This is a genomic window from Staphylococcus sp. Marseille-Q1834, from assembly GCF_916858875.1.
Classification (GTDB): domain Bacteria; phylum Bacillota; class Bacilli; order Staphylococcales; family Staphylococcaceae; genus Staphylococcus; species Staphylococcus pragensis.
Genome location: NZ_CAKASN010000001.1, coordinates 201,784 through 220,903 on the forward strand (window position 1 = coordinate 201,784; position 19,120 = coordinate 220,903).

At 31.7% G+C, this 19,120-nt stretch carries 18 protein-coding genes and 1 pseudogene; 4 read left to right on the plus strand and 15 right to left on the minus strand.

Annotated features, from left to right (window positions below; all coding sequences use genetic code 11):
- Positions 1-16: 16 nt before the first annotated feature.
- Entirely contained in the window at positions 17-364 is a 348-nt protein-coding gene (locus LIX58_RS01110; RefSeq protein WP_126565256.1) for a hypothetical protein, read from the minus strand.
- A 232-nt stretch (positions 365-596) separates the two neighbouring features.
- On the opposite strand from LIX58_RS01110, the gene LIX58_RS01115 reads away from it, so the two are divergent.
- From LIX58_RS01115 to yjbH, 3 genes are all read left to right on the plus strand, one after another.
- Positions 597-1,181 (plus strand): CYTH domain-containing protein, encoded by a 585-nt coding sequence (locus LIX58_RS01115; RefSeq protein WP_154836602.1) that lies wholly within the window; start codon positions 597-599, stop codon positions 1,179-1,181.
- A gap of 84 nt (positions 1,182-1,265) precedes the next feature.
- Complete coding sequence (locus LIX58_RS01120; RefSeq protein WP_207104572.1) at positions 1,266-1,631, plus strand: truncated hemoglobin; 366 nt, start codon at positions 1,266-1,268, stop codon at positions 1,629-1,631.
- A 23-nt stretch (positions 1,632-1,654) separates the two neighbouring features.
- Complete coding sequence (yjbH, locus tag LIX58_RS01125) at positions 1,655-2,452, plus strand: protease adaptor protein YjbH (protein ID WP_126565253.1); 798 nt, start codon at positions 1,655-1,657, stop codon at positions 2,450-2,452.
- An 82-nt stretch (positions 2,453-2,534) separates the two neighbouring features.
- Here the strand turns inward: yjbH and LIX58_RS01130 are convergent, their stop codons facing one another.
- The 6 genes from LIX58_RS01130 to spxA all read right to left on the minus strand — a co-directional run bounded on the left by LIX58_RS01130 (position 2,535) and on the right by spxA (position 8,262).
- Positions 2,535-3,191, minus strand: coding sequence for a hypothetical protein (locus LIX58_RS01130; RefSeq protein ID WP_126565252.1), 657 nt, complete (start codon positions 3,189-3,191; stop codon positions 2,535-2,537).
- Between the two features lie 15 nt (positions 3,192-3,206).
- On the minus strand, positions 3,207-3,587 hold the full coding sequence (locus tag LIX58_RS01135; protein WP_154836601.1) for a hypothetical protein: 381 nt from the start codon (positions 3,585-3,587) through the stop codon (positions 3,207-3,209).
- 436 nt (positions 3,588-4,023) lie between these two features.
- Positions 4,024-5,832 (minus strand): oligoendopeptidase F, encoded by a 1,809-nt coding sequence (gene pepF / locus LIX58_RS01140; RefSeq protein WP_154836600.1) that lies wholly within the window; start codon positions 5,830-5,832, stop codon positions 4,024-4,026.
- A 63-nt stretch (positions 5,833-5,895) separates the two neighbouring features.
- Entirely contained in the window at positions 5,896-6,855 is a 960-nt protein-coding gene (locus LIX58_RS01145; protein WP_226386007.1) for a competence protein CoiA, read from the minus strand.
- A gap of 99 nt (positions 6,856-6,954) precedes the next feature.
- On the minus strand, positions 6,955-7,674 hold the full coding sequence (mecA, locus tag LIX58_RS01150; RefSeq protein ID WP_226386008.1) for an adaptor protein MecA: 720 nt from the start codon (positions 7,672-7,674) through the stop codon (positions 6,955-6,957).
- Between the two features lie 192 nt (positions 7,675-7,866).
- Entirely contained in the window at positions 7,867-8,262 is a 396-nt protein-coding gene (gene spxA, locus LIX58_RS01155; RefSeq protein ID WP_103166349.1) for a transcriptional regulator SpxA, read from the minus strand.
- A 288-nt stretch (positions 8,263-8,550) separates the two neighbouring features.
- Between spxA and trpS the strand changes: the two genes are divergently transcribed.
- A complete protein-coding gene (gene trpS / locus LIX58_RS01160; protein ID WP_126565247.1) occupies positions 8,551-9,540 on the plus strand; it encodes a tryptophan--tRNA ligase in 990 nt (329 codons plus the stop codon).
- A gap of 63 nt (positions 9,541-9,603) precedes the next feature.
- On the opposite strand, the gene opp4C is transcribed toward trpS, so the two are convergent.
- The 8 genes and pseudogenes from opp4C to LIX58_RS01200 all read right to left on the minus strand — a co-directional run bounded on the left by opp4C (position 9,604) and on the right by LIX58_RS01200 (position 19,110).
- Positions 9,604-10,515 (minus strand): oligopeptide ABC transporter permease, encoded by a 912-nt coding sequence (gene opp4C, locus LIX58_RS01165; RefSeq protein WP_226386009.1) that lies wholly within the window; start codon positions 10,513-10,515, stop codon positions 9,604-9,606.
- 21 nt (positions 10,516-10,536) lie between these two features.
- Positions 10,537-11,497: pseudogene (opp4B, locus tag LIX58_RS01170) on the minus strand (oligopeptide ABC transporter permease).
- Positions 11,494-12,468 carry an ABC transporter ATP-binding protein gene (locus tag LIX58_RS01175; protein WP_154836597.1) on the minus strand — a complete coding sequence of 325 codons (975 nt, stop codon included), beginning with the start codon at positions 12,466-12,468 and terminating at the stop codon, positions 11,494-11,496. The pseudogene opp4B and the gene LIX58_RS01175 overlap by 4 nt, the downstream one beginning before the upstream one ends.
- Before the next feature lie 10 nt (positions 12,469-12,478).
- Complete coding sequence (locus LIX58_RS01180) at positions 12,479-13,450, minus strand: ABC transporter ATP-binding protein (protein WP_154836596.1); 972 nt, start codon at positions 13,448-13,450, stop codon at positions 12,479-12,481.
- Between the two features lie 46 nt (positions 13,451-13,496).
- Positions 13,497-15,209 (minus strand): oligopeptide ABC transporter substrate-binding protein, encoded by a 1,713-nt coding sequence (gene opp4A / locus LIX58_RS01185; protein ID WP_154836595.1) that lies wholly within the window; start codon positions 15,207-15,209, stop codon positions 13,497-13,499.
- Positions 15,210-15,389: 180 nt separating this feature from the next.
- Positions 15,390-17,066, minus strand: a complete 1,677-nt coding sequence (locus LIX58_RS01190) for a peptide ABC transporter substrate-binding protein (RefSeq protein ID WP_154836594.1) — start codon at positions 17,064-17,066, stop codon at positions 15,390-15,392.
- 27 nt (positions 17,067-17,093) lie between these two features.
- Positions 17,094-18,038: an ABC transporter ATP-binding protein gene (locus LIX58_RS01195; protein ID WP_154836593.1), complete on the minus strand. Its 945-nt coding sequence runs from the start codon at positions 18,036-18,038 to the stop codon at positions 17,094-17,096.
- Positions 18,028-19,110 carry an ABC transporter ATP-binding protein gene (locus tag LIX58_RS01200; RefSeq protein ID WP_226386010.1) on the minus strand — a complete coding sequence of 361 codons (1,083 nt, stop codon included), beginning with the start codon at positions 19,108-19,110 and terminating at the stop codon, positions 18,028-18,030. Before LIX58_RS01200 ends, LIX58_RS01195 begins: the two co-directional genes overlap by 11 nt.
- Between the last annotated feature and the right edge of the window lie 10 nt (positions 19,111-19,120).

Here is a 19,120-nt window from a genome sequence, read left to right on the forward strand (position 1 = left end):
AATGTTTCACTCCGCTTCACTTTAGTTCGAAAGTTTCTTCAACAGCTGAAACAAACTCCTTACCATAGTTATTATTTCCTTCAACATTCTCCAAGATATAATCTAATTCCTCTTGGAAATGCTCTAATACTAACTCATCATTTACGACAACTTTCTTATCTCGATGCTCATGTAACATCGACCAAGTTTCTTGGACAAATATCAGATAAGAATAGGATTGACCATCATCTAATAAGTATGCAAATCCATAATTATCGCTATCAACAAGCATTTGTCCTACTTCAACTAATCCATCAGTTGGATCCTCTGAGTAGCAATAAATGCCATCGTCTTTAATTTTAATTTCATTTACATAAATACGCATGCTTGTTCCTCCTTATTATTCCTTCCTAGTTTAACATAATTTATCCTTATAACACACGCCTGAACTGAAGATAAAACCACAGTAAATTGAGTTATTAAAGTTCTACTTTCTCATAGCTACCTTGAATATTCGATTCAATTACTCTGAAATAGGGTTATTGCTTTAAATTTTTAAATTTCTCCCTCATAATGAAAGACAATAATGATTAAACATGCTTATAGAGGAGTAACACATGGCTACAAATAATGAAATAGAATTTAAACAATTATTAGATTCTCAAACTTATGATAAATTTAAAGCTGCTTTTTTTGAAAATGCAGAACCATTTACGCAAACAAATTATTATATCGACACACCAGATTTCAAACTGCGCGACCATAAATCAGCAATAAGAATCCGTGTAAAAAATGGCACTTATGAAATGACATTAAAAGTGCCAGCCAAAGTTGGCTTAACAGAATACAATCATATGGTAGATATCATTCCTTCAATCGATTTAGCAATCTCAAAATCTGACTTACCGAGTGATATAAGAAATATCTTAGACGACTATGGAGTGGCTGAACACGAACTCAGTGTCTTAGGCGCATTAACTACATACCGTATGGAAACACAATATCAAGATGATTTATTAGTATTAGATAAAAGTGAATATTTCGATAAAACCGATTATGAATTAGAATTCGAAGTGCAAGACTATGAAAAAGGCTTAGAAAAATTTAATCACTTATTAGGTCAATTCGATTTAAAACATCAAATCCCTAAAAATAAAGTTCAACGCTTTTTTGATTACAAAGCGCAAAACGCTAATTCATAAGCGAACATAGTCAAAAGTCAAATTACTTTTAAATGTAAAAATTCATGTTATATTAGATATATATTAATGGAAATTGGTGATATTATGTCTAAAACACCGTACGACGTTATAGGCGAAACAGCACTATATGACATGATTGACCATTTTTATTCACTCGTTGAAAAAGATGACAGAATCAATCATTTATTTCCTGGAGATTTTAAAGAAACGAGCAGAAAACAAAAGCAGTTTCTTACTCAATTTCTAGGGGGACCTAATTTATACACACAAGAACATGGACATCCCATGTTGAAGATGAGACATATGGAATTTAAAATAACGACGTTCGAACGTGACGCTTGGCTAGAAAATATGCACACTGCAATTACAGAAGCCCACTTTCCAGCTGGAGTTGGAGACTATTTATATGAACGATTGCGTCTAACTGCTAATCACATGGTAAATTCCTAAATTTAATTGAAGGTGAGTAAAACATGGCTGAAGAACTGAAAATTGTAGACAATAATAGTCGTGAAGATGCGAATCTGTCACCTGTAAATAAAATCGAAATTTATTCATTCTTTGATCCGTTTAATACAGATTGTTTCAAGTTATCAGCGATTATTTCAAAGTTAAGAATTGAATATAATCAATATATCCGTATTAGACATATATTAAACCCGTCTTTAAAAGTGCTTACCAAATGCCAAGCTCAAAGTACATCAGACTTTGACAATATTGCTTTAGCATATAAAGCGGCAGAATTGCAAGGAAGACTAAGAGCGGAACGCTTTATTCATTTAATGCAGAATGAAATTATTCCTAAACGAGATATAATCACTGAGAAGATGATTTGCGATTGCATAAAAAATGCTGGTTTAGACTATGATGTTTTCAAAGAAGACTTACAGAAGAATAAACTTACTGAAAGCTTAAAAGTAGACTTGCATATTGCACGTGAAATGGAAATTGAACAAGCACCCTCATTAGTATTCTTTAATGAAGATGTACATGAAGAAGGCTTAAAGGTCGAAGGATTATACCCTTATCATATTTATACTTATATTATTAATGAATTAATGGGTACGCCTATAGAAAAAAATCTTCCACCTAAATTAGAACATTATATTCAAAAGAAACAACTCGTTACTATGGAAGAACTTCTAACAATATACGAGTGGCCAGAAAAATTACTTACTAAAGAATTAAAAAAACTTGCATTACAACAAAAAGTTGAGAAACTTGATTATCCTGAAGGAGAATTTTGGCAATCTAAAATGCCTAAAATATAACGCTTATAGCAATAAAATATTAGCCATTCAATGATTTACAAGATTAATATCATTGAATGGCTGTTTCTATATCTACGACTCGTTAGGGTTGAACAATACCATTTTTTACTTTTACCTTACTACCCGTTTTTATCTTGTCATATTGTTCTTTAGGCAAGACGACTACCCTATCTCCGTGTTTCGTTTTAATGGTAACTGTATACAGTGATTCATTCTTTTTCATTTGTTTTTTCAACATATTCATTTGATAGCTTTTATCTTGTTTCTTTTGATCATGAAAATGAGTTACAAATAGGTAATAGTAAAGCCAGTTGTTATAAAATCCAGTGGATAAATATTGAGCTGCCATAGGCGACGTAGAACTATATCTTCTTTTAGGATTCATTAATGAACGTGTCTGTCTGCTAGATTGATTATACTTTGGGTTTTGTTTAGCAGAACTTCTCATAGCATTTGAAGTGATACTACTAGTTCTAGCTGCTTGTTCAGCTGCACGTTGACTTGATTGTCTTGCTGAACGTGACGCATTAGCTGCACTTGAACGACTCATTGATGAACTAGAAGAAGTAGAGCCTCTAGCAGCTGATGAACTGCTTGATGACGAACTACTTGCGCTCGAGGCAGAACTACTTGAGGAACCTCCACTTGAAGTGGCTGCATCTAACTGATTAGTAGGCCCCATAGTATATAACAAACCGACTATACTTAAACAACTAACTACTTTATAGACTTTTTTCATTCAACGTCCCCCCTTCTATTTAGTTACTTTGTCTTTTGACACAGCTTCTCCTTCTACTTCATCATCACCATAAGTCATATAAGGTGGTCGATAAACGTGAATGTTACTATCGTCTTTAATTATGTATGGTTTTTCATTTCCGTCACTTAAGATATGCTCATACACATTGTCTAAGCTTGTTCTTTGGATATGTGGTTTATGCTGCTTATCTAAATACTTAATTTCAACATTAGGTAAATCTTCATCTCCATTATTTAATACTTCATAATAAACATATTCATACTTCTTAGAGTCTTTACTCTCTTTAGAAGGCTCTTTTTGTTCACCAGAGTCACCACATGACGCTAATAATACAGTTAAACAAATGATACTTATTAGTGAAATTAATTTTTTCATTCATACGCCTCATTTCATTGTTTTTTATAAAATTATCTACACTTAATTTTAACAATAACTTATTAAAAATCAGTAATTTTATATTAATTATTCTATTAATATTGAAATTTAATATAATGCTGAAATGTAACAACATAAATACAATTGTGTTTTTAGAAATTTTAAATTCAAAAAGGAATTAATCAAAGCGTATCATAGTAAATAAAAATTTAAAGAAGGAATCTAAAAATAGATATAAAAAAAACGCCGTGTCTGATTACACGACGCTAAACAAAGGGGATGGGAGAAATTTTTCACTTCAAACAAAGGGGTATGTTTGTTATGTGATTAATTTCATGTTCATAATATAACACGCTCAAATAGGTGTTTCAACAACTACATCCCCTAAAATTAAAATTGTCACAAACTTGACAAATTGAAAACGGATACAGTTATTTTACGCTTTCATTAGTTTTTCAAATGCATCTAATTTTTGTTCAAATACTTCACATGCTTGTTCAATAGGTTCTGGAGTAGTCATGTCGACACCAGCATTTTTAAGAATTTCTATTGGATAATTTGAACTACCTTTTTTCAAGAATTCATTAATATATCTTTCAACAGCTGGTTTACCTTCTGTTAAAATTTGATGACTTAAACTTTGAGCTGCACTGTAACCAGTTGCATATTGATAAACATAGTAATTCATATAGAAATGAGGAATACGAGACCATTCTTTACTGATATTGTCGTCAGTTTCTACTACATCACCAAAGTATTGTTTATTTAATTTAGCATATTCTTCATTCATACGCGTAGAAGTAAGTGGTTCGCCCGCTTCTTCAATTTGGTGAATTTTGTGTTCAAATTCAGCAAACATTGTTTGACGGAATAATGTTGCTCTGAATCTTTCTAATTCTTGATTCAATAATAATAAACGATGTTCGTCATCTAAGTGTTTATCCATATAATCACTTAGTAACGCTTCATTACATGTAGACGCAACTTCTGCCACAAATATTGAATAATCACTAGAGTTAGATGGTTGGTTTTTACGACTAAAGTAACTATGTGCTGAGTGACCAAATTCATGTACGAGTGTATATAAATCAGACACGGTATCTGACCAATTTAATAAAATAAATGGGTTTGTTAAGTGCGCGCCTGAAGAGTAAGCACCTGAGCGTTTACCTTTATTCTCGTAAACATCAACCCAATGATTATCTAGACCTTCTTTAATCACATTTAAATATTCTTCGCCCATTGGTTCTAACGCTTTTAACATCCAGTCTTTTGCTTCGTTATATGGCATTTCAAATTTAACGTCTTTAACTAGTGGTGTATATAAGTCATACATTTTTAAATCATCAATACCTAATAATTCTTTACGTAATTGCGTATATCGATGCAATAATGGTAAATATTTGTGTACAGTTTTAACTAAGTTGTCATATACTTCTTCTGGAATGTGATTATTACTTAAAGCGCGTTCACGAGCAGATTTGTAGTTATGTGTACGTGCATTGAACACGTTCTTTTTCACTTCACCAGCTAAAGTTGCACCTAAAGTATTATTATATGAACCATAACCTTTATATACATTATTGTATGCAGATTGACGTAATTCACGATCGTCAGATTCTAAATATTTAATAAAGGTACCTTGAGTTAAAGGGTGTTTGTTACCATCTTTATCTACTGCATCTTCAAATTCTAAATCAGCGTTACTAAACATACCATAAACATTACTTGGTGTTGATAAAGCATCTTGTACTTCTGTTAATAATTTTTCTTTTTCAGCATCTAGAATATGTGGACGTTTTTCATTAATAAGTTTTAAATCAAATTCATAACGTTTTAAATCTTCATTTTCATTTACGAATGATTTTAATTTATCTTCATCAATTTGCAGAATTTCTGGAACTAAGAAACTCCAAGCTGAACTAATTTTAATAATTAATTGATGTGCACGTGATTCAAAGCCAGTATATTTATCATTTGATGTATCTTGGTCTTGTTTTAAGTGTGCATAAACATAGACTTGTTCAAGCTTAGTTTCAATTTCATCTTCTAATGCTAAGGCATTATATAAAGTTTCTGCACTATCACCTAAATGACCTTTAAATTGTTCTTCTTTTCCAAGGTATCCTTCAACTTCTTTTAATGCACTTTCAAATGCATCATCGCTTTCAAAAATAGTTGTTAGATCCCAAGTGTAGTCAGGATATTTACGTTCCTGTTCTTCTCTTGTTAATTGTTGACTCATAAGTAAACCTCCTATACTTGCTATTGACTTAATTTTCTCATTAAATGATTTATATTGCACGTCTTAACTACTATTAGTCTTGTTAATATACGCATGTATAAGTTCAGAAGTAATAGAATGTTGATCATAATTATTAAAATAGAAATATCTAAATCTTAAGCATTTTATAAGTGAATCTTCGGATAAATTATTTTGATATTTGAGGAGATTTAATTGAAGCTGCCATTGAACTGGATGATTTTCAATGTAGAGTTGTTGAGGAAAAACAAATCCTGAAGCGTTACAAACATCCATGTCAGTCATTCTAAGCTGATACATGGCACTTAAAGTAGGTTCTAATACTGAATTTTTACGACGACATTGGTAAATATACTTGTTAATTTTCTCATTAGATAGTTTAAACGTATAATGATATATTGCTTTTTCTTCGGTTTTAATATGATTCATTTGCAATATTTCTTTATTAGCTAAAAATCTTCTTCCTTCTAAATGTTGAATCTGACTATATTTATATAATAACTGCTTACGCTTATCCCATGTGATAAGGGTTCGGGTAAGAGAATTAATAAAGTAGGCTTGAAATGTATTAAGATACAACACACCCTTATGATACTTACTATCTTCTATTATCCAAACCACCTCTAAACCTAATCTTTTAAAGCCTAATGATCTTTCTCTAATTTCTTGAAAACTAATTCTTGAAAATTGAATCTCCATAGCAATTTTAGACTCAATTAAAATATCTGGATACTGCATAATTAACGGACAATAAGGTTCTATTTCTACATTGTACCCATATTGTTTCAATAAGTTTGCGATAAAAAATTTCGCATAATAGTGTTTTTCAGTTTCTGATTTAGCACATTTTCTATGTATATTACTTTTATGAGCATAATGTGTAGTTACTTTTATCCCCTTTTTCAAAATAAGTTCTGACTTACAATAAGGACAAAAGTAATCGTTCTCCTTTATAGCCTCAGTTGCACTCACACGCTCGCCATGTTGATTAATTGCTACTAACATTTGGTCACCTCATAAATATAAACGTACGAAGTGGCCGTTTTACTTTTCAAAATATAAAAAAATCGAAGCACTTATTGTACTTCGATACGCAAATACGATTTATTCAGTTGCATCTGTAAAATAACGACGAACTTGTGATGTCACATTATGACTCATAATTATCTTAGCATAATCATTTAAATAAACTTCCGTTCTATCAGTTGGCGTAGAAAATTCTAATAATTGGCTATAACTATCATTTATCGTTTCTTGATTAACAGAATCATCAAAGTGAATAGCATAATAATAATTTGAATCATGCATGTATAATAAATCTTCAAATTCATCTGTAGCTTGATTATGATGATAAGCATAATTAATCACTTGCTCTAAATCCTCAAACTTAACGATGATTGTTCTTATACGAGCTTGTGGTTTAGAACGTTTGCGCTCAGATTTTTGAGCTTGTTTCTGTTGAGCACGTTGCTCAAATAAATCTTCAATACTTTCTTCTTGTTCTAATGTATTCGCTAGCAATTCATTTACTTGCTCTTCAAATTGCTCATTCGCATCTTCGTCAGACATATGCATTGCATCTTCATTTTTAGATTTAGAAATCGTTACTTCCACACCCTTTTCAAAGGCATGTACTTGAATCCATAATGGGCCTTCAACAACGAAGTCTTCTTCTTCATTGATTTCATCCATCATAGACCAAAAGAATTCTTCACCGCGTTTGCGATTAGTCCATAAATCTTCACGGCTAAATCCTCGTGCTTCAATATCACTGTATGTTATAAACAATTTGACTGTTGTATCATCAACGCGTTCTATTCTCATATCATCTCACTCCTTACAGTCGATGAATAGTAACCATATTGTATTAGAACGTAAGGTAAATTACAATCTATTTGTTTGATTAAATTTTACTATTAAATATTCAAGGTTTATACTAACATATTCCCTTTTTTAGTTACAAAAAACAGCACTATAACAAGTGCTGTTAAATATAAATAAATTTAGTTTTTTATTTTAGTCTACTAAACGTTGTGCTTCTTGTAATTGGAATGTACGAACTTTTCTAGGTAAGAAACGTCTAATTTCATCTTCGTTATAACCAACTTGTAAACGTTTTTCATCTAAGATAATTGGACGACGTAAAAGACCAGGATTATCTTGGATAATAGAATATAGATCTTGTAATGGTAAAGAATCAATATCAACGTTTAATTTTTGATAAGTTTTAGAACGAGTTGAAATAATTTCGTCTGTACCGTCTTCAGTCATTTTTAAAATTTGTTTAATTTCATCAATTGTTAAATGTTCAGAAAAAATGTTACGCTCCGTATACGGAATGTCATGTTCTTGTAACCATGCTTTCGCTTTACGGCAAGATGTGCAACTTGGTGAAGTAAATAATGTTACCATACATCTCACTCTCCTATTGAATGAATAATATTCATTATTTTAAAATTTATTGATTAAGAATTATTAATTTTATTATTCTCTTAACCTTACACAGTTATTATAACCATCTAACATTAAAATTAAATGAGAAAATCCTAATTTTTCAGAGAAATCTCAAATTTTCTAAAAATTTTTTATAGACTCTCTTAAAAATCAATGTGTACTTATATATTAACATATCTTACATTTTAAAGAAATACTGTTATAATTTAGATAATATGAATTATTAAAAGAAAGTAGGCATCAAATATGGAGACATTATTTTCAGGAATTCAACCAAGTGGTATCCCTACAATCGGTAACTATATTGGCGCATTAAAACAATTTGCAGATGTCCAAGATGATTATGATTGTTTCTTCTGTATCGTGGATCAACATGCGATTACAGTACCACAAGATAAAATCAAATTGCGTAAACAAATACGTCAACTTGCAGCAATTTATTTAGCGTCAGGAATTGACCCAGAGAAATCAACATTATTTATTCAATCTGAAGTTCCTGCGCATGTTCAAGCTGGTTGGATGCTCACTACGATTTCAAGCGTTGGTGAACTTGAACGTATGACTCAATATAAAGATAAAGCTCAAAAACGTACAGATGGCATCCCAGCAGGTCTATTAACATATCCTCCATTAATGGCAGCAGATATAGTCATTTATAATACGAATATTGTGCCAGTTGGAGAAGACCAAAAACAACACATGGAATTAACACGTAATTTAGTAGAACGTTTTAACAGCCGTTATAACGACGTATTAGTAAAACCAGAAATTCGCATGCCTAAAGTTGGCGGACGCGTTATGAGTTTACAAGACCCTACTAAAAAGATGAGTAAAAGTGATGACAACCAGAAAAACTTTATCTCACTATTAGATGAACCAAATGTAGCAGCTAAAAAAATTAAAAGTGCTGTAACCGATTCAGATGGCATCATCAAATTTGATCGTGAAAATAAACCGGGTATTTCAAATTTATTAACTATCTATTCAAGCTTAACAAATGAATCTATTAAAGATTTAGAAGCTAAATATGAAAATGAAGGCTACGGCAAATTTAAAACTGATTTATCAGAAATCGTTAAGGAATTCTTAGTTGATTTCCAAGAAAAATATAATGAGTTTTATAACTCTGATAAATTAGATGACATTTTAGATCATGGTCGCGATAAAGCTCAAAAAGCTTCATTTAAAACATTGAAAAAAATGGAACGTGCTATGGGATTAGGACGTAAAAGATAATAGTACTTAAAAAATGAGACAAGATTATAATATCCTGTCTCATTTTTTTACTAATTCATTTAATCATTTTCTACCTTTAGGATTGAACGCATCTTTAAGTCCTTCACCCACGAAATTAATGCTTAATATCGTAAACATAATCATTAATGCAGGTGGCATCCATATCCATGGCTTAGAACTAATGATGTCCCCTTCTTGAGCATCACTTAACATGTTACCCCATGACGGAATTGATTTACTAATCCCAAAACCTAAGAAACTTAAACCAGATTCTACTACTATCATTCCAGCAAAAGTCAAAGTGGCTTGTACAATGACTACGCTTAAAATATTTGGTAATAAATGTTTTAAAATAATTTTATAAGTAGGTGTACCTATAGATTTCGCAGCTAAGAAGTATTCATTTTCCTTTTCTTGCATGACTTTACCGCGTACTAATCTGGCAATGCCTCCCCAACTTAAAATGATAATAACTCCCACTAATATAATAGCTGAACCATATGGATTTTTAATTTTATCACCTAACGCTGCATTTAAAACGATAGCAAAAATTAAAAATGGGAAAAGCATTACAAATTCAGTAATTCTCATTAATAACGTATCAAGCAACCCTCCGAAATACCCTGATATTACACCGATTGCTATACCTATAACTAACATTCCAATAGTTGATACCAAGCCAATCGTAAGTGAAACCCTGCCAGCATATAGTAATCTACTGAAATTATCTCTACCACCTGAGTCTGTTCCTAAAAGATTTTGCGAAGTCATATCACCTTTAATATTTAATAAATCTTGTTGATTAATTGGTAATGGTGCTAACAACGGCGCAATAATAGAAATAACGGCTACTAAGATTAAAAAGATTAATGAAGCCATGGCAATTTTATTTTTAACAAACTTTTGTAAAGCAATCTGAGTAGGAGAAGATGATTTTTTTACTGTTTTTAAATTGTTATGTCGTTTTTTTATCATATGCTTTTACCTCTTCTCATTTTAATTACTACGAATTCTAGGATCGACGAAACTATATGTTATATCAGATATAAGATTTCCGAATAACCCCAAAAATGAAAAGAACAAAGTTAATGCCATCATTAATGGATAATCTTGACCAGTTACAGATTCTAAAAATAATTTACCAATACCATTAAATGAAAAAATAGTTTCAGTAATGACTGCACCACCTAAAATGCTTACAATATCTGCTCCTAAAAAAGTAATAATTGGAATTAATGAGTTACGTAAAATATGTTTATTGTAAATTTTATTCATTGTTAGACCTTTTGCCTTAGCAGTTAAAACATAGTCTTTGTTCGCATTATCTATAATGTCATTTCTCAAATATTGAATATATCCTGCTGTTGATAATAGCCCTAATGTTAATGCAGGCAACAGCGTATGATAAAGCTTACTCATATAATAAGTAAAGGTACCTTCTTGAAGATTAATATTGACTGACCCTTGAAAAGGAAATATTGGGAATTGGAACGCAAATATGTAAATAGCAAAAACCCCTGCAATAAATGAAGGTATCGCTAACATGACATAGTTGAAAACTTGGATAGTATAATCTCCGATTGAGTACGCATATCTTCCTGAGATAATCCCTAATGCGAAAGATAGGATATAAGTAAAAATTAGAGAAACTGCACCAAGCAAGATTGTATTAGGCAAGCGTTCGCTAATTAAATCAATTACGGGACGTTTATATTTAATAGATTCGCCTAAGTTACCATGTGCTACATTCCCTATCCATCTCACATATTGGGTTGGTATAGAATCATTAAGACCTAACTTTTCTTTTTGAGCTTCAATTGCTTCTTGCTTAACATGAGGATTATATTGTCCACTGAAAGGATCACCTGGTTGAATAATCGCCAAACTAAATACCACAATTGATATCAAAAACAGTAATGGAATCATTAGCAAAAATCTTTAATATAAGTTTTATCATTTGATATTCACCCTTTCAGTAAAGAAGCACGCAACATGATGATTAGGCTTAATCTCTTCTAATTTCGGTCTTTCCTCTCGACATTTTGCTTGTGCAATTGGACATCTAGTGTGGAACGGACATCCTTTTGGAGGGTTACTTGGAGAAGGTAATTCACCTTGCAATGTAATTCTTTCTATCTTTTCCTTATTAAACTGAGGAATAGAAGATATTAAAGCTTTAGTATATGGATATTGAGGATTCTTATACAATTCAGTACTATCGGCTATTTCCACCATATGGCCTAAGTACATTACACCAATAACATCACTAATATGTTTAACTACACTTAAATCATGAGCGATAAATAAATAGCTCAAGTTAAATTCTTTCTGGAGATCTTTCATTAGATTCAGCACTTGAGATTGGACTGATACATCTAAGGCACTTACAGGTTCATCCGCTACAATCAGTTTAGGTCTTATCGCTAAGGCTCTAGCTATACCTATTCTTTGTCTTTGCCCCCCTGAAAATTGGTGTGCATACTTATAATAAGTATCTTCACTCATACCTACACAGTTTAATAAGTACATTACTTCATCTTTTAATTTCTTTTTATCAACCATATGGAAATTTTGTAATGGTTCTCCTATGATATCCCCAACCATTTGCATTGGATTTAAGGAAGCATACGGATCTTGAAAAATCATTTGAAAATTTTTACGTGCTTCTCTTAATTGTTTACCTTTTAATTGAGTAATATCTATATCATTAATTTTAATTTTGCCAGATGTTATATTTTCTAAGCGTACAATCGACTTACCAAGTGTTGATTTACCACATCCTGATTCTCCTACTAAACCAAATGTTTGTCCTTCTTTAATTGTAAAAGAAATATCATCTACTGCTTTTACATATTGAGTAGGTTTAAAAAGTCCAGATTTAATAGGATAATAGGTTTTTAAATTCTGTATTTCTAAGATGTTATCCATATTTTTCCCTCTATTCATCAAATAAATGACAGCGCACTTGGCTACCATCTTTACTCAAAAGTTTTGGTTCTTTTTGGTTACATATTTCCATTCTCACTGCACATCTGTTAGCAAAACGACATTGATTTTTATTAAATTGAGTTATACCGGGCACCATACCATCAATCACTTCAAGATACTCTACATCTTCATTTAGTCTCGGTATTGTGCGTAATAATTTTTGTGTATAAGGATGTTGAGGATGATTTAAAATTTGATGTAATTCTCCATATTCGACTATTTGACCCGCATACATAACAATGACTTTATCGCAAAATTCCGATACGACACTCAAATCATGAGTCACTAATATAATCGACATATTATTGTCTTGTTGTAATTTTTTTAATAAATCCAAAATTTGTGCTTGTATCGTCACATCTAAAGCTGTCGTTGGTTCATCAGCAATTAACAATTTTGGATTACAAGAAATTGCTATTGCAATCATGACTCTTTGACGCATTCCTCCAGATAGTTGATGAGGGTAACTATTCAATACCTCTTCCACTCGAGCTATACCTACTTGTTGCAACAATTCTTTAGCTAAATCATAGGCCTCTTTTTTACTTTTATTTAAGTGTAAAATAATAGGCTCAATTAATTGGTTTTTAATTTTAAATACTGGGTTTAAAGCTGTCATAGGCTCTTGAAAAACCATCCCAATATCTTTACCTCGAATTTTTCGGTACTCACTTTCACTAGCATCTTGCAATGCTTTGCCATTAAATATAATTTGCCCTTGTGTTATTTTAGATATTTTTTCAGGTAAGAGTTTAACTATCGATTTATTTAAAATTGATTTACCACACCCTGATTCTCCTACAATTCCCAATATTTCATTACTTTTTAATTTAAAAGAAATTTGATCAATTGTAGGATACCACTCGTTTTCAATCTTAATTGATGTTTCTAGATCTTTTATTTCTAATAAATAGCTATCCATAATTTGCTCCAATCAATAAACCTCGACTAAAGTCGAGGTTCATCTTTTATTCTTTAGTTATTTGATATAAATCCTTATCTGAGCCAATTGAGATATCAACATTTCTCACTTTATCATTGACTACTGTAATAGTATCTAATTGAACAATTGGTAATGCTGGAAGAACTTCATTAGTATGTTTTTGCCATTCTAAATAAATTTCTTTACGTTTTTTATCGTTATTTCCAACTTTATTGAAATCTAATGCATCATCTAACAATTTATCTGATGTTTTATCAGTAGTACGCATTTCGTTTTGTGGTCTGTCAGTGTGATATAAATCAGAAGGGTCTGGGTCAGAGCCGCCAGTCCATGTTCTGAAATAAACTTCCATATCTTTAGAAGCACTAGCTAAGTCATCGTTATATTTACCAAACTCAACCATTTTCACATTTGTTTTTAGTCCTACTTTTTCCCAGAAGTCTTTAATCGCTGCAGTTCTAGGTTCGAATGTAGGGTTTGAACCAGAATAATGTTTTAAATTAATTTCAAATGGTTTACCATTAGGATCTTCTCTGAAGCCATCTCCATTTCTATCTTTATATCCTAATTTATCTAACATTTTTTTAGCTTTTTCAGGATCATAACTATAATTATTTAAGTCTTTTTGATCAGCTGCAATCCAATGGATAGATGGAATAAAGCTATTTAACTCTTTACCATAACCTTGGTAAAATGCTTTAATCCATTTTTTTCTATCAATTGCATATAACATTGCTTGTCTAAGTTCTTTTTCTTTATATTTAGGACGCTCAGCGCCAGTTTTATTCTTTTCTTTATCATAATCATGAGAAACGAAACCAATTATTGAGTAATCAGTACCAGGTGATGATAAGACTTTAAGTTTACCTTCTCCAGATTTTTTAGCTTCTTTAGCGATACTACCTGTAGTAGAATCAGTCATATCAATTTCGCCATTTTTCATAGCTTTTACAATTTGTGTTTGATCAATAACTTTTAAATTAATTTTGTCTAAACTTGGTTTACCTTGCCAATAATCATTAAATTTCTCTAATTGAACTGCTTCACCTTGAACTACTTTTGTCACTTTATAAGGTCCAATACCAATTGGATGTTTTCTGATTTTATCTGATTTCGCTAAATCTTTAACTGCTACATCGCTTAAATATTTCTTACTTAATAATGGACCAGCAAAGAAGCCTTCAAGATAGTTTACTTTCTTCTCTTTAAAAGTAACTTCCATAGAATAGTCATCTAATTTTTTCAATCCACTAATCGTATCCGCTTTACCTTCATGTTTTTCTTTAGCACCTTCGATGTTTTCAACGATAGGGAAATAACTACCTTGATAATCTTTATCTGCTAAAACATTTAAAGTATAAATCCAGTCATCAATTTTGAACTCATTACCATCTTGCCATTTAATGCCTTTTTTAATTGAAAATTTAATCTTCTTACCTGGATCAATATCTTTCCATGAAGCAATAAATGGTTTAGGTTTCATATTTTTATCCAGTTTAATTAATGATTCATTGAAGTAAGCTTCAACTGCTGAATCCGAAGCATCAGAACTCAGCACTGATGATAGTGTTCCTGAAGGTGCGGCATTTAAACCGACATTTAATTCCCCACCCTTATGATTAGATGTTTCAGTTTTAGATACATCCTTTGAACTATCATCTTGTTTTCCTTTTCCACATGCACTCAATACTAATACTGCTACTAATAAAAGAACTAGGTATTTACCAATGGCTTTCACTAATATCAATCCTCCTGTAGATTCTATGATGTTTGTTTCATTTTACTACTAAAATTAAAAAAGACAACTTATTTTATAGAATTTTCAGAAAACTATATATTTATAAATTGGCAAATATTAAGGTTATAAATTAGAAAAACCTTGAATACATTAAGTATTCAAGGCTAATTTTAAAATTATTTAATTTTTTTCTTTTTTCTCACCAGTTTTACGATCAATAGATTTATCAATATACGCATGTTTTAATGAATAATCGCCACCAATTTGGTGATATTCAATACCTTTAACTTGTGGATTTTTCAGAGATGCTCCACCTTTTTGATAAATTGGTGCGACTGGTGCATCATTTAAGAATAATTCTTCCGCTTCGCGCATTGTTGCAAAGCGTTCTTTAGGTTTTTGTAATAATTCGCCATTGGCTTTTTTCAATAAGTTATCATACTCTTTACTGCCCCATCCAGTATTGTTTTGAGCATTACCCGTAGTCGTAGTCATAGTATCTAAGAATGTGATAGGGTCTGGATAGTCTGGCCCCCATCCTGATAATGACATAGAATAATTCATTGTTAATTCTGCTTGAACTCTTTGTTTGAATGGTAATTGTTTAACTTTAACCGTTACTCCTGGTAAGTTTTTTTCAATTTGAGATTTAATAAATTCTGCAGAAATTTTAGAATCTGGTGTGTCTTCAGTATTTAATGTGAACGTAAATTTATCTTTACCTAAAGCCTTTTTAGCTTTTTCTAAATGTTCTTTCGCTTCTTTTGGATTATATTTTAATGGTGATTTTACAGTATCTGCATAATCTTTGCCATCAGGCGTTTTAGCTGTCTTTTTAGCTGTAAATCCATCAAACGGTTTGGCTCCTGTACCAAGAACTTCATTGACGTAATCTTTTTTATTAACTGCTTGTGCTATCGCATATCGCATATCTTTATTTTTAAATTCTGGTTGTTGTTTTTCATTCATTTTTAAAAAGAATGTAGAAGCTAATAGACGTTTGAATAATGCCGGACTATCTTTATATTTATCTACTTGTTCTGATGTAATACCAGCAACGTCTACTGAACCTGTTTCATACAGAGAAGCTCCTGCTTGCGTGTCTTTTAATATTTTGTAATTAACTCTATCTAATTTAACTGATTTTTTATCCCAATAATCATTATTTTTAGTTAGCATAATTTTATCTTCAACTGCCCATTTCTTAATTTTAAATGGACCGTTATAAACTGTTTTATCGGCAGTTGTACCATAAGATTTACCATACTTCTTAACTACTTTTTCATTCTGTGGCATAAATGTGCCGAATGCTAACATTTGTTTAAAATATGGGATTGGCTTTGTTAAGTCAATTTGTAATGTGTAATCATCTAAAGCTTTAACCCCTAAATCTTTTGGCTTTTTACCATGTTTATTTAAGTTAATATCTTCTGCATTTTTAATATCGTACATTATGTAAGCATATTCAGAAGCTGTTGCTGGATCAACTGCTTTACGCCATGCAAATACAAAGTCATGAGCCGTTACAGGATCTCCATTAGACCATTTTGCATCCTTACGTAATTTAATTGTCCAAGTTTTTCCACCGTTCGTTTTTTTAGGTTCACTTTTTGCTACTCCAGGTACCGCTTCATCTTTACCATTAAGTGTATATAAACCTTCAAAAACTTGATTATAAATCGTAAATGACACAGTATCTGTAGCTAATGTTGAATCAAGAGTATTAATATCTGAAGATGTTGCTATACGATATGTTTGGCCTTTATCGTCATATAGTCCCCCACTTTTACTACATGCACTTAAAATGAGCAACATAACAATTAATCCTAAAATCAGTTTAAAGTTAATCTTTTTCATAGTAAATTCATCCTCCTTCCCCTATTATTAAACGCTTTGCGCTTGATGTTCTTGTTTTAATTGAGCCGCTTCTTCATCCGTCACAAATACATAATGGTCTGGTCTAATTTCTTGAAGTCTTCGCTCTGAATTCTTAGATTCATCTTCTTGATACGCTACACGTTTACGCGTTCTTTCGCTATCTGGGTCAGGTTGAGGAATCGCTGATAACAATGATTTCGTATAATCATGTAATGGATGATAATAGATTTCGTCAGCTGAACCTAATTCGACAATTTTCCCAAAATGCATGACTGCAATGCGGTCAGAAATATATTTAACCATTGATAAATCATGGGCAATAAATAAGAATGTAATACCTCTTTCTCTCTGAAGTTTCAACATTAAATTAACTACTTGAGCTTGAATAGATACGTCTAGCGCTGAAATAGGCTCATCCGCAATAATAAATTCAGGTTCTACTGCTAACGCACGCGCAATACCAATACGTTGACGTTGCCCACCAGAAAATTCGTGTGGGTATCTATTCGCATGTTCTTTGCTTAAACCTACCGTTTCAAGCAAGTCATAAACACGACGTTTACGGTCTTTTTTACTACTTGCCAGTTTATGAATGTCAATACCTTCTGCGACAATGTCCATCACTTTAAGTCTAGGATTTAATGAAGCATAAGGGTCTTGGAAGATCATCTGAATTTTTTTATTAAATTTTAATAAGTCTTTACGTTTAGAAATCTTTTGAATATCTTGACCATCGTATAAGATTTCTCCACTAGTAATGTCATTCAGTTTAATAATTGCTTTTCCTGTCGTTGATTTACCACATCCAGATTCTCCCACTAATCCTAATGTTTCCCCTTTATAGATGTCGAAAGAGATGTCTTCAATGGCTCTAACTTCGTTACGCTTACCTTCATTAAAGTATTGTTTTAAATTTCTTATTTGTAGTAAAGTCTCTTTATTATTCTTCATTGAACGACACCCTTTCTACTCGACGTGGTTTGTCATAATTATTAGGCATAGGACGTTGTTTCTGTTTAACCATTGTTGGCGGCTCTACTTTAGGTGCACGCTCATCTAATAACCATGATTTTACAAAGTGAGTCGGTGATACTTTGAACCAAGGTGCTTCTTCTTTGAAGTCAATATCTAATGCATACTGACTTCTTCTTGCAAAAGCATCTCCTTTAGGTGGGTGTAATAAATCAGGTGGTGTACCTGGAATTGCGATTAATTCAGTTTCATTACTTGTTGTTAAATCTGGCATAGATGATAAAAGTCCCCAAGTATATGGATGTTTAGGGTCATAGAAAATTTCGTCTACATCCCCTGTTTCAATCATTTGTCCTCCATACATTACTGCTACTCTATCAGCAATATTCGCTACTACACCTAAGTCATGCGTAATAAAGATGATTGAAGTATCAATCTTTTTCTGCAAATCTTTCATTAAATCTAAAATTTGCGCCTGCATTGTTACATCCAATGCTGTTGTTGGTTCATCTGCAATTAATACTTTAGGTTCACATGCTAAAGCCGTTGCGATAACAATTCTTTGTCTTTGACCACCTGAAAATTGATGTGGATATGCTTTAAAACGTTTTTCAGCATTTGGTAATCCAACTAAGTTTAAAATTTCCAATGCTCGTTTTTTTGCTTCTGCTTTACTATAATTACGATGCTTAATTAAAGGTTCCATGACTTGCTTCCCAATTTGCATCGTTGGATTAAGTGATGTCATTGGATCTTGGAATATCATTGAGATATCTTTTCCGCGTAATTTAATTAATTCTTTCTCAGATTTACTTGCTAAATCTTCCCCAAGAAAATCAATTGAACCTTTTTTAATACGACCCGCATCTCCTTGGAATAGCTTTGTAATTGCTTTTGTAGTCACAGACTTACCTGAACCTGATTCACCTACAATAGCTAATGTTTCCCCTTTATTTAAATAAAAATCTACGCCTCTAACCGCTTGCACTTCCCCAACAGTAATGTCAAAGGAAACATGCAAGTCGTTGACTTCTAATACTCTTTCTGACATAACGTGTGCC